13 protein-coding genes are annotated in these 12,087 nt (G+C 70.3%); 10 read left to right on the plus strand and 3 right to left on the minus strand.

Features of this window, described 5'->3' with window-relative positions; all coding sequences use genetic code 11:
* Positions 1-48 precede the first annotated feature (48 nt).
* From OG985_RS43445 to OG985_RS43480, 8 genes are all read left to right on the plus strand, one after another.
* Entirely contained in the window at positions 49-237 is a 189-nt protein-coding gene (locus OG985_RS43445) for a hypothetical protein (RefSeq protein WP_371673922.1), read from the plus strand.
* A complete protein-coding gene (locus tag OG985_RS43450) occupies positions 234-1,001 on the plus strand; it encodes an SDR family NAD(P)-dependent oxidoreductase (RefSeq protein ID WP_371673923.1) in 768 nt (255 codons plus the stop codon). Before OG985_RS43445 ends, OG985_RS43450 begins: the two co-directional genes overlap by 4 nt.
* 348 nt (positions 1,002-1,349) lie before the next feature.
* Positions 1,350-2,000 carry a (2Fe-2S)-binding protein gene (locus OG985_RS43455; RefSeq protein ID WP_371673924.1) on the plus strand — a complete coding sequence of 217 codons (651 nt, stop codon included), beginning with the start codon at positions 1,350-1,352 and terminating at the stop codon, positions 1,998-2,000.
* 12 nt (positions 2,001-2,012) lie between these two features.
* Positions 2,013-2,993, plus strand: a complete 981-nt coding sequence (locus OG985_RS43460) for a xanthine dehydrogenase family protein subunit M (RefSeq protein WP_371673925.1) — start codon at positions 2,013-2,015, stop codon at positions 2,991-2,993.
* Positions 2,990-5,185 (plus strand): xanthine dehydrogenase family protein molybdopterin-binding subunit, encoded by a 2,196-nt coding sequence (locus OG985_RS43465; protein WP_371673926.1) that lies wholly within the window; start codon positions 2,990-2,992, stop codon positions 5,183-5,185. Before OG985_RS43460 ends, OG985_RS43465 begins: the two co-directional genes overlap by 4 nt.
* 201 nt (positions 5,186-5,386) lie before the next feature.
* Positions 5,387-6,517 (plus strand): XdhC family protein, encoded by a 1,131-nt coding sequence (locus OG985_RS43470; protein WP_371673927.1) that lies wholly within the window; start codon positions 5,387-5,389, stop codon positions 6,515-6,517.
* A gap of 71 nt (positions 6,518-6,588) precedes the next feature.
* Entirely contained in the window at positions 6,589-7,095 is a 507-nt protein-coding gene (locus tag OG985_RS43475; protein WP_371673928.1) for a DUF6584 family protein, read from the plus strand.
* Between the two features lie 123 nt (positions 7,096-7,218).
* Positions 7,219-7,854, plus strand: coding sequence for a hypothetical protein (locus tag OG985_RS43480; protein WP_371673929.1), 636 nt, complete (start codon positions 7,219-7,221; stop codon positions 7,852-7,854).
* On the opposite strand, the gene OG985_RS43485 is transcribed toward OG985_RS43480, so the two are convergent.
* Positions 7,832-8,053 (minus strand): hypothetical protein, encoded by a 222-nt coding sequence (locus tag OG985_RS43485; RefSeq protein ID WP_371673930.1) that lies wholly within the window; start codon positions 8,051-8,053, stop codon positions 7,832-7,834. The two genes, OG985_RS43480 and OG985_RS43485, sit on opposite strands and share 23 nt — an antisense overlap.
* Positions 8,054-8,090: 37 nt before the next feature.
* Here OG985_RS43485 and OG985_RS43490 point away from each other — a divergent pair, with 37 nt between their 5' ends.
* The gene (locus OG985_RS43490) at positions 8,091-8,963 is read left to right on the plus strand and encodes a helix-turn-helix transcriptional regulator (RefSeq protein WP_371673931.1); all 873 of its coding nucleotides are present in this window, start codon (positions 8,091-8,093) and stop codon (positions 8,961-8,963) included.
* Positions 8,964-9,200: 237 nt separating this feature from the next.
* Here OG985_RS43490 and OG985_RS43495 read toward each other — a convergent pair whose 3' ends face one another.
* Positions 9,201-9,878, minus strand: coding sequence for a class F sortase (locus OG985_RS43495; RefSeq protein ID WP_371673932.1), 678 nt, complete (start codon positions 9,876-9,878; stop codon positions 9,201-9,203).
* A 105-nt stretch (positions 9,879-9,983) separates the two neighbouring features.
* A complete protein-coding gene (locus tag OG985_RS43500) occupies positions 9,984-10,475 on the minus strand; it encodes a sortase (RefSeq protein WP_371673933.1) in 492 nt (163 codons plus the stop codon).
* A gap of 610 nt (positions 10,476-11,085) precedes the next feature.
* Here OG985_RS43500 and OG985_RS43505 point away from each other — a divergent pair.
* On the plus strand, positions 11,086-12,084 hold the full coding sequence (locus OG985_RS43505) for an ABC transporter ATP-binding protein (protein WP_371674677.1): 999 nt from the start codon (positions 11,086-11,088) through the stop codon (positions 12,082-12,084).
* Positions 12,085-12,087 lie beyond the last annotated feature (3 nt).

Raw genomic sequence — 12,087 nt, forward strand, 5'->3', positions numbered from 1 at the left:
ACTCCGCACTGACCGAGCAGCGCAGCCGTCACCGGGAAGGTGGCCTTCGTGACCGAAGCCGACTCCGGCACCGGCCGCTTCGCCGTCGCCCGCACAGGCGCCGGCAACGCCCTCGCCGACCGGTCCTCGAACGGTCCGCGGCAGACCGCACGGCGCATCGGGGAGTCGCTCGTCCAAGCAGCCCCAGTAGCACTCGCCCCGCCCGCATCTCAGCGCTCGAAGGGACAACCGACATGAACCCCCGTTACGACTTCACCGGCCAGGTCGCTCTCGTCACCGGGGCGGGAGCCGGCATGGGCCTGGCAACCGCCCGCGCGTTCGCCGAGTCCGGAGCGGCCGTCGCCCTCACCGACATCGACGAAGCGGCCCTGAACGCAGCCGCCAAGGAACTCACCGCCGCCGGCCACCAAGTCCTCGCCCTCACCTGTGACGTCAGTGACGAGGACCAGGTCGCCGCCGCCGTCGACCGCACCGTGGAGACTCTCGGCCGCCTGGACATGGCCTACAACAACGCCGGCATCCAGATCCCGCCCAGCGATGCCGCCGACGAACCCGCCGAACGGTTCGACCGCGTCAACGCCATCAACCTGCGCGGCGTGTGGGCCTGCATGAAGCACGAACTGCGGCACATGCGGGCCCAGGGCAGCGGAGCCGTCGTCAACTGTTCCTCCCTCGGCGGCCTCGTCGGCCTCCCGGGACGGGCCTCCTACCACGCCTCCAAGCACGGCGTCATCGGCCTGACCACCAGCGCGGCCCTCGAATACGCCCCCCGCGGCATCCGCGTCAACGCCGTCTGCCCCGGCACCATCGACACCCCCATGGTCAGCGACATGATCGACAAGGGGGAGCTCGACCGCGCCGAGGCCGAAGCCAATCAACCCATCAACCGGCTCGGCACCGCTGAGGAGATCGCCCAGGCCGTCCTGTGGCTGTGCAGCCCCGGATCCGGCTTCGTCGTCGGCGTCGCCCTCCCGGTGGATGGCGGCTACGTGGCCCGCTAGGACAGCCCACGCAGGAGGGCCGTATCAGCCAACTGGTCGAAGCGGACGGTCAGTCGGCAAGGCACAACGAAGTGGCGAGTGACGTGACACCCGCACAACCGAGGAGGCGGCGTGCCTCTTCACGCGCGAAAGTGCCCCCGATCGTGCCGCCAAGTCAATCCTGACGAAGCGTGAGAGGGGGAGGAAAGTCTCCCTGCCACGAGCGTTGCCGGTGGTGCGAGACTCCCGGATGTGACCAGTCGCCGCCGCCAAGGCGCGCGGTTGCCCGGTTGTCCGCGGTGACGACGATCCCGTCTCCCGTCCCGCTGTTGTGTACGGCCGATCCGTCCGCGATACGAAGGCGTACGTATGTCCACTGAACTCCCTGAGTCTGCCGCTCCACCCCCCACCGGAGCCGGCGAGCCCTCCCCGGCGCCCAGTCGGCGCACCTTCATCGCCACCAGCACCGCGGTCGGTGGCGCGGTGGTCGCGGGCGGTGTGATCGGAGGGACATCCCTCGTCGGCCCGGAGGAGGCGGCGGCCGCTGAGACGCCGCCGTCCGGCCGTGTCTCCCCGACGGTCAACGGCACTCGCCACACCGTCACGGTCGACAACCGCACGTCGCTGCTTGACCTGCTGCGCGAGCACTTCGGACTCACGGGCTCGAAGAAGGGCTGCAACGCCGGGGCCTGCGGTGCGTGCACGGTCCTGGTCGACGGGCAGCGGCACAACGCCTGCCTGACACTCGCCGTCCGGCTGGAGGGGGCCGAGGTCACCACGATCGAGGGCCTGGCCGACGGTGACGAACTCCACCCGCTGCAGCAGGCGTTCATCGACCAGGACGCCTTCCAGTGCGGCTACTGCACCCCCGGCCAGATCGTCTCGGGCGTCGGCTGTGTGCAAGAGGGCCACACCGGCTCGCCCGAGGAGATCCGCGAGTGGATGAGCGGCAACATCTGCCGCTGCGGCTGTTACGTCAAGATCGTGCGCGCGGTCGAGCAGACCGCGGGCCGGAAGTGAGGATCGGCCGCCATGCATCCCTTCTCCTACACCCGCGTCTCCGACACCCGTGAGGCCGTCACCGCGGGCAGCCGCGGCGGCCGCTACATCGCCGGAGGCACCACGCTGGTCGACCTGATGCGCGAGACGGTCGAGTGTCCCGAGTCGCTGGTCGACATCACGGGTCTGCCGCTGCGCGAGATCACCGTCACCGAGCGCGGCGGGCTGCGCGTCGGCGCCCTGGTGACCATGTCCGAGGCCGCCGCCCACGCCAAGGTGCGCACCTTGTATCCCGTCGTCTCCGAGGCGCTGGAGCTGAGTGCCTCGGCCCAGCTGCGGAACATGGCGACCATCGGCGGCAACGTCATGCAGCGCACCCGGTGCACGTACTTCCGGGACGTGACAGCTGACTGCAACAAGCGTGAGCCCGGCTCCGGTTGTGCCGCGCTGCACGGCTTCAACCGCTCCCACGCGATCCTCGGCGCTTCCGACTCCTGCGTGGCCACCCACCCCTCCGACCTCGCCGTGGCCTTCGCCGCCCTGGAGGCGCGGGTGCGTCTGCTCGGACCCGACGGGGAGCGCCAGGTCCGCTTCGCCGACTTCCTGCTGCGACCGGGCAACACCCCGGATCGTGAACAGGCGCTACAGCGGGGCGAGTTGATCACGGCAGTGGAGATCCCCGCCCTTCCGCGTCCGCTGAAGTCCGGCTACCTGAAAGTGCGTGACCGCCAGTCGTACGAGTTCGCCCTGACCTCGGCAGCCGTCGCGCTGCACATACGCGGCGGGGTGATCCGCGAGGCCAAGGTCGCCGCCGGGGGAGTGGGCACCGTGCCGTGGAAGCTGCCCGCTGTCGAACGGCACCTTCTCGGCGAACGCCCGTCCGAGGCCCTGTGGGTCGAGGCCGCCGAACGTGCCGCGGACGGCGCCCGCCATCTCCGGCACAACCGGTTCAAGGTCGAACTGCTGAAGCGGACCGTCGCACGCCAGCTGCGCATCGTAGGAGGTACCAGGTGAGCCCCCAGCCGCAGGCAGCCGTCGGCGCGCCGCTGTCCCGGGTGGACGGCCGGCTCAAGGTCACCGGCCAGGCCCTGTACGCCGCCGAGCACGACGTCGACGGGGCCGTACACGCCGTGATCGTCGACGCCGGCATCGGGCGAGGCCGTATCACCGGCATCGACACCCGCACCGCCGAAGCCCAGCAGGGCGTGCTGAAAGTGATCCACCACGGCAACGCGCCGAAGCTGCCGTACCGCGACAACAGTGGGTCGAACAACCCCGAGGGCCGGCGACTTCGCGTCTTCCAGGACGACCGGATCCGCTTCCACGGCCAGCCGGTCGCCGTGGTGGTGGCCACCACGCTGGAGGCCGCGCAGCACGGTGCGAGTCTGGTCAAGGTCCGTTACGACGCCGAACAGCCCTCGACCGACCTCACCAAGGCGGAGCCGGACGAGCCGACCCGTTACGAGCGCGGCGACGCCGAGGCCGCCCTGCACACGGCGGCCGTACGGCTGGACCTGACCTACCGCACGGCGCGCAACCACCACAACCCGATGGAGCCGCACGCCACCATCGCCCGCTGGGACGGCGACACGCTCACGGTGTGGGACAAGACCCAGTGGGTGGTGGGCACCCAGACCGAACTCGCGGCGGTGTTCGGCCTGGAGTTGGACGCGGTGCGGGTCATCTCGCCGTTCGTCGGGGGCGGCTTCGGCACCGCGCTGCGCTGCTGGCCGCACGTGGTCGTGGCCGCGCTGGCCGCCCGTGAGACGAAGCGTCCGGTCAAGCTCGTTCTGAGCCGCAGGCAGATGTACCTCGGAACCGGTTACCGGCCCTCGTACGAGTACCGTCTGCGCCTGGGCAGCGACCGGCGCGGCCGACTCACCGCCGCGGTTCACGAGGTGGACGCCGAGACCTCGTCGTACGAGAAGTTCACCGAGTCCATCCTGGCGGCCGGGCAGATGCTCTACAGCATGCCGGACGTGAGCCAGAGCTACCGGACGGTGCCCCTGGATCTGCCCACGCCCCTGTACATGCGCGGCCCCGGCTTCCAGACGGCCTCCTTCGTCATCGAGTCGGCCATGGACGAACTCGCGCACCGCCTCGGCGTCGACCCGATCGAGCTGCGCCGACGCAACGAACCGAACGAGGACGAGTCGAACGGGTTGCCGTTCTCCACCCGCCGGCTGCGCGAGTGCTACACCGTCGGCGCCCGCGAGTTCGGCTGGCACCGCCGCAACCCCGAGCCCCGCTCGACGCGTGAGGGGGACTGGCTGATCGGCAGGGGCATGGCCGCCGGCGTCTACGACACCGCGCGCATGCCGGCCCAGGCCCGGGCCCGCCTCGACGCCGACGGCACCGCCGTGGTGGATGCCGCCGCCACCGACATGGGCCCGGGCACCTACACCTCCCAGACCCAGGTAGCCGCCGACGCCCTCGGACTGACCATGCGCACGGTCACCTTCCGGCTCGGCGACTCCCTGTTCCCGCCGACCCCACCACACGGCGGCTCGATGACCATGGCCAGCGTCGGCTCCGCCACCCTCGACGCCTGCAACAAGGTCCGCCGTCAGGCGATCGAACTGGCCGTCCAGGATGGCCAGTCACCGCTGTACGGAGTGCCGACCGACGACGTGGTGGTGCGGGGCGGCCGACTGCACGTGAAGGACGATCCCACGCGCGGGGAGACGTACGAGCGGCTGCTGGCCCGCAACGACCGCACCCACCTCGAGGCGGACGGCTCCTTCGCGCCGCCCTCGGGGCCCGAGCGGCACTCCTTCTACGGCTACAACGCCACCTTCGCCGAAGTGGCCGTCGACGCGACCCTCGGACTGGTGCGGGTGCGGCGGGTGCTCGGCGTCTACGACGCGGGCCGCATCATCAGCCCCAAGCTGGCCGACAGCCAGGCACTCGGCGGCATGGTCGGCGGCATCGGCACGGCCCTCCTTGAGCACACGGTCACCGACCACCGCGACGGCCGCATCGTCAACGCCAACCTGGCCGACTATCTCGTGCCCGTCAGCGCTGACATCCCCGACCTCAAGGCGATCTATCTCGAAGGCGAGGACCGCGAGGCCGACCCGCTCGGCGTCAAGGGCCTCGGAGAACTCGTGATGATCGGCGTGGCGCCCGCCATCGCCAACGCCGTCTTCAACGCCACCGGCCGCCGCATCCGCGAACTGCCCATCACCGCCGAGGCGTTGATCTGACCCACGCACTTCGGTCCGGCGGAGTGCACACCGCTCGTCCGACCCACGGACATCGGGCCGGCGGAGTGCACACCGCTCGTCCGGCAGCCTGCCCCGTCCGGCCGCCGGACTTCCCAGGGCCGCCGCCACGTGACGCTTTCCCCGGCGTCGTGGCGGCGGCCCGCTCACCCTCCGAACCTGGTCCCGCCGTGGAGAACTGCCATGCTGAACATCGCGGACACACTGCACCGATGGTGCCGCGAAGCCCGCACCTTCGCCCTGGCCACCGTCGTCGACGTGCACGGCAGCGCACCCTTGCCGGCCGGTACGTCGGTCGCGGTGGACGAGGACGGCAACGCCGTCGGCAGCGTCTCCGGCGGCTGCGTCGAGGGAGCCGTCTACGAACTGTGCCGACAGGTGCTGCACGACCGCAGCGCTCCCCAGCGGGCCTGGTTCGGCTACTCCGACGACGACGCCTTCGCCGTCGGCCTGACCTGCGGCGGTGAACTCGACGTCTTCGTCCAACGCATCGATCCCGCGGCCCAGCCGCACCTGTCCACGGCCCTCTCCGAGATCACCCAGGGGCTGCCGGTCGCCGTGGCACAAGTCGTGGACGGCCCGGAGCGCCTCCTCGGCTCCACGCTGAGCGTGCCCGGCGGTGGCCGCCCCGCCCACGGGCGCGTGGACGGCGGCCCGGCGGACCGGGCGGTGGCCGACCGGGCCAGGGCCCTGCTGCGGGCCGGCCGCACCGCCCGCGTCGACATCGGCGGAACCGGGGACGGATGCCCCGAACGGCTGTCCGTCCTCGTCCACGCGCACGCGTCCCGGCCACGCCTGCTGGTCTTCGGCGCGGTCGACTTCGCCGCCGCCCTCAGCCAGGCCGGACGCCTCCTGGGCTACCACGTCACCGTCTGCGACGCCCGCCCCGTCTTCGCCACGACCGCACGCTTCCCCCACGCGGACGAGGTGGTGGTCGACTGGCCCCACCGCTACCTGCAGCGCACCGACGTGGACGAGCGCACCGCCGTATGCGTCCTCACGCACGACGCCAAGTTCGACATCCCCCTGCTGCGCCTGGCCCTCGACCTGCCCGTCGCCTACGTGGGGGCCATGGGCTCCCGGCGCACCCACGACGAGCGCCTGCGGCTCCTGCGCCAGGAGGGCGTCACGCAAGAGGAGTTGGCGCGGCTGCGTTCCCCCATCGGCCTCGACCTCGGAGCCCGCACACCCGAGGAGACGGCCGTCTCCATCACCGCGGAGATCATCGCCCAGGCCAACCAGGGCACGGGCCGGCCCCTGACCCAGATCACCGGCCCGATCCACCGGCCGCCGGGGCTGATGACCTACCGGTAGGCGGGCCTCAGCGAGTACCGAGCGACAAAACCAGGTCGACGTGGTTCAGTGCCGTACGCGATCATGCGTTCATGCCCCTGAAAGACACCCTTGCCCGAGTCGACGCAGACCTGGCCGCCGGCCGGGTCCCCGTCGCGCGCCAGCGACTGCGCGGGCTCGTGTCGTCCTTCCCGAACGACCTGACGCTTCGCCGGCGCCTGGCCGAGGCGTACCGCCTGTACGGAGAGCCTGCGGAAGCGGGCCGCTGGATGTATCTCGAACAGGACAGGGACGCAGCTGAGACCTCCGCCTTCGAGGCGCGATACCACACAGCTCAGCAGCGTATGCGGGCACTTGCCTGGCAAGGCCGTGAGTCGCTTGCCCGAACGGCCTTTGCCAGAGAGCAATTGGCAGCAGCACGAGCAGCCTGCTCCGACGCCATGGGGCGCCCCGTCGACTGGGACACGGTGTCATCCGACGAGAAGGAAGACAGCAGGCGAAACGCCTTCGCCGACTTCCTGGCAGGGGCAGGATGTCTGGTGGCGGCCCTGGTGTTCCTCGCGATCTGGGTGAACGGACTCGTTGCCCTCTTCAGCTGAATCAGGTCACCGGGGGCTTCGTCGTACGGAACACCCTTTCGTGTTGCGGGAACGCCACTCTGCCTCCGAGCCTCCCGCGAACCACGCATGATGCTCACTCAGCTCGGATCACTGGGGGACACCATGCACACCCGCACCGCCGCAGCCGCAGTGGCCATCGCAGCACTGCTCACACTCACCGCCTGCGAAGGCGCCGACACGAGCAGCGGCTCCAGCAAGGGTCGCAGCAGCCAGGACGCCAACGACAAGGCGAGCACCGGCAACGACGCGGCGAAGACCGACACCGCCAAGCTGCCGGACATGACAGGCAAGGGCCTCCAATCCGCGCAGGATGAGGCCCAAGAAGCAGGGTTCTACAGCCTCACTTCCCACGACGCGCTCGGCCGCGACCGCATGCAGGCCTTCGACCGCAACTGGCAGGTCTGCTCCCAGACCCCGACGGCCGGCCAGCACCCAACCGACACGAGGGTCGACTTCGCCACGGTCAAGCTCGAAGAGGACTGCCCGGCCAAGGACGAGGGGACAGCTCAGGAGGCCGCCGGAAGCACGATGCCCGACTTCAAGGGCAAAGCCGTCAAAGTCGCCCGCCGGGCGCTCGACAGCTCCACGAGCATCACCGTCAGGGACTCTTCCGGGCAGGACCGCATGGTGCTCTTGGAGTCGAACTGGCAGGTGTGTTCACAGGAGCCGCCCGCCGGCGCCAAGCTCGACGGCCGGCCCGTCACGCTGGCCGCAGTCAAGTTCGGGGAGTCCTGCTGATCCACCCCTTGGCCGCCTTGCCTGGCCGCATCTCGTCCAGCCCGACCCGAGTGGCCTCGTGTGCCATGTCGGCGCCGAGGCCGGTGACGGCGAAGGCCGGGGCGACGGACCGCACCCGTACGCCGCGAGGCCCGAGCGAGGCGCGCGGGTTGCGGGTCAGCTGGGTGACCGCAGCGCTCCCGTCCAGGGTGCGCCACACCCAGGTAACCCATCGCGTGCGCGTCTATCGTTGCGGCATGGACAGTGGCAACCCCCTGGGAGAGTTCCTCCGCGCCCGCCGAGAGATGACCAGCCCGTCCCGGTCCGGGCAGCCCTGGTCGGGCCGGCGCAGGACGCCGGGCCTGCGCCGGGAGGAGGTCGCCCAGTCGTCCGGAGTCAGCGCCGACTACTACGCCCGGCTGGAACAGGGACGCGAGAAGCACCCTTCCGCACAGGTGGTGCACGCCCTGGCCCGCGCCCTCGGACTGAATCCCGAGGAAACGGCGCACCTGCACCAACTGGCACGAACGGCTCGTGGCTCCGTCCGGCGAGGTGGCGGTGCGCCCGTCGGGCCGAGTTTGCTGCGCTTGATGGACGGCTGGCATCACACACCCGCACTGATCCTCGACCGTCGACTGGATGTACTGGCCGGCAACTGCCTCGGACGCGCCCTCTTCGCCAGGATGCTGGACCAGGGCGAGACAAATCTGGTCCGGTTCACCTTCCTGAATCCCGACGCCCGGGACTTCTACCCCGACTGGGAGCGGGTCGCCAGGTCCGGGCTCGCGGCCCTGCGCGCGGGCAGCGGCGAGCTGGTGAACGATCCCCGGCTGACCGAACTCGTCGGCGAACTGTCCCTGAAAAGTTCGGAGTTCCGCGATCTGTGGGCCCGCCATGACGTACGCGGCAAGGCTCATGAGGCCAAGTCCTTCAACCACCACCAGGTCGGCGAACTGACCCTGGCCTACGACTCGTTCACCGTCGACAGCGCGACGGACCAGCAACTCGTCGTGTACCAGGCCGAGCCCGGCAGCGCTTCCCAGCAGGCCCTCGCACTCCTCGGCACGGTGGCCGCCGACCTGCCCGCCTTGCCGACCGTGTCACTTGGTGACTACATCCAGGAGCGTTGAGGTCACTGCTGGGGTGTGGCATCGCTCAGCTGCCGAGTACGGCTCGATCTGGGAGCCCACCTTCCACAAGTGGGGATCTCGACGGCAGGCTGTCGACGCACGAGGCTCCAGCGCATTGACGAGCCGGTGGACCCCAACTCGCGGTCACCCAGGGGAGTCCAGCCGCCGGCGCCCGGGACCGAGCAGGAGAGGGCGGCGTCCAGGTCACTGACCCCGGGTCAAATCCCAGGCCGGCGCCTATCTCACCCCGGTGAGTGTGGCGTAGACGACGACGTTGCCCTGGTATCCGCTGTGCTTGGTGTAACCGCCGCCGCAGGTGATCACGCGTAGTTCGGCCCGGCCGGAACTGCCGTAGACCTTGTCATCGGGAAATCGTTCCTTGTCGTAGACCTCTACGGCGTCGACGGTGAAAAGGGCTGTGCGCCGGTCTGCCCGGTCGACCTCGATCGTGTTGCCTTTGGCGACGGAGCCGAGGCCGTAGAAGACCCCGCGTTGGCCGTTGGGCAGGTCCACGTGTCCCGTGGTGACGGCTGTCCCGACGGATCCGGGGGGCGGGCCCCCGCCGTACCAGCCGGCGAGGCCGGGATGGTCGGCCGGTGGGGGCTGTAGTGCCCCCGATGCGTCGAGGTCCAGCTTGCTCACAGGTGCGTCCACGCCGATGGTGGGGATCCGGAGCCGGAGTGGCGCTGACGGTTGCAGCGGCTGAACGACGGAGCCCGCTGCCGGGGCGACAGTACGGCCGACGGTGGGAGCCGCCGGGGGTGAGAAGGCCTGGCCCACCGAAGGCTGCGGTGGCTGCCCGTCGTGCAGCGCACCGGTCACCAGCAGCGTACCTGCCACCAACGTCCAGGACAGAAGCTTGACCGAAGGGATGTACGAGGGCGAGGAAGCGCGGGTTTGGTGCCCTGGGACCATCGTGTTTGAGCCTCTTGATTACAGCTGGGGGAAAGACGGAGAGCCATACCATCCAGCTCCCGGCGAGAGAGATACCGGGAGCCGGTGCGGCACAACGCGGGGCGGTCAGGTGCGGTTCGCGTGCGAGCGGCTACGCGCCCGCACCAGCCAACCGGCGGCACCTGCGGCGATCAGCGCTCCGCCCAGAGCGAGCTGCGCCGCTGTGCTGTCGGTGTCTCCGAAACCGGCCTCGACGGCACCATTGGGCCGGCGCTCCGTCAGCGAGTAGGAATCTGTGAGCTTGATCCGCGGTGGGCATTTGACGGTGACGGTGTCGCTGGTGGCCTCGGTTCCTTCCGGCACCGTGAACTGGCCGGTGAGTACGCCCTTCCTCTCGCCTTCGAAGAGGTGGAACGCCCCTGCCACCTCGGACTCGCCCTTCCCGTAGTCCACATCCTCGCCGCAGGCCTCGGTGCTGACGGTGACTGTGGAGCCGGGAGAGCCCGCCTGCGAGCGGATGTCGAGACCTGAGTCACCGGCGGCGGCAGAGGCCGGAATCTGCAGCGCCAGGGCACCGATCACCAGTCCGATACCGACGCCAACGTGTTTGTTGCCCAAGGGGTCCTCCAGTGCAGCTGCGTCCGGTTTGCCTGTATGGCGCGCTTTTGTCTATTCCACTGATAAATCGATCCATGCTCCGTGACCTCCGCTAGGCGGCAAATGGACACATGCGTCACCCGGCAGGCTTACCGATCGCGTCACCACGAGCATTTCGGTGGCTTCGGTCGGGGGTGGCCCGATGGAGGGTGCGGACCGGAGTGAGGGCCAGACGAAGCAGCGGCAGGCCAGGGTGGTGCCCCCCAGCCGGTTGCGTGCTCGACCTGGACGGTGGCTTCGACGCCCCGGACGGCGGCCGGATCATCCTCGACGGCCACCGACCTGGCCGGTCTCGGCGACGACGACCTGCCGGCGCCGCGCAGCGACCGCATCGGCTTCGTCATCCAGTCCTTCGGCCTCATCCGATGTGACGGGGTGGGCGGGGTACTGCTCGTCACGCCTGTCACCCGTCGCAGGCGGCGCCACCTGAGCGTTCGGGCGCCACCTGAGCGTTCGGGACGGCAAGGCCACCACCGCCCGAACCTGCCGGGACTTCGCCGCGCCGCACTACCCTGGCGGCTGTCCGACAGTGTTATCCGTAGACCTGATCTCCTCGGGGGACCGCGTGGCAGTGCACGAACAGCCGGTCGGGGCACCGGACTTGGACGAGCTGCGACGGAGGGCAGCCGCAGCCGCCGCCCCGCAACGCGAGGAGGGGCTGGTGGTCTGCGAGAACCTGGTGCGGATCTACCAGACCGAGGGTGTCGAAGTCCAGGCCCTCCAGGGCCTGGACCTGGCCGTGGCCCAGGGCGAGATGATCGCGGTGATCGGGGTCTCCGGCTCCGGCAAGTCCACCCTGCTGGGCATACTGTCCGGCCAGGACGTGCCCACCGCGGGCGCCGCCGAGGTCGCCGGACACGACCTGCTGGCGATGAAGCGCCGCGACCGGCTCAGGTACCGGCGCGAGATCGTGGGGTTCGTCTGGCAGCAGACCTCTCGCAACCTGCTGCCCTACCTTTCGGCGGCGGAGAACGTGATGCTCCCGATGACGTACACCGGGATCAAGCGCTCGCAGCGCCGGGCCCGGGCAGAGGAACTGCTCGACCTGCTGTCCGTCGGCCACTGCCGGGACCGCACCCCGGACACGCTCTCCGGCGGCGAGCAGCAGCGGGTCGCGGTCGCCGTCGCGAACGCCAACGCGCCCCGGGTGCTGTTCGCCGACGAACCCACCGGCGAACTCGACACCGCCACCAGCGACGAGGTGTTCGCCGCGCTGCGCCGGGCCAACGAGGAGTTGGGCGTCACCGTGGTCGTGGTCACCCACGACGCACTCGTGTCCGAGCAGGTCCAGCGGACCGTACGGATTCGCAACGGCCGCACCTCGACCGAGGTGCTGCGCCGGGTCGCCACCGGCGAGGACGGCGTCGAGGTGCTCACCGCCGAGGAGTACGCGGTACTGGACGGCAGCGGCCGGCTGCAACTGCCGGGCGAGTTCACCGAGCGCCTGCACCTGCGCAAGCGCGTACGGCTGGCTTTGGAGAGCGACCACATCGGCGTATGGCCCGACGAGGCCGCGCGGCGCGCGAGGTCCGACGCGGAGGACGCCCCGAGCGCCGACGGTGCGCGGTAATCG

Source organism: Streptomyces sp. NBC_00289, from assembly GCF_041435115.1.
GTDB lineage: Bacteria > Actinomycetota > Actinomycetes > Streptomycetales > Streptomycetaceae > Streptomyces.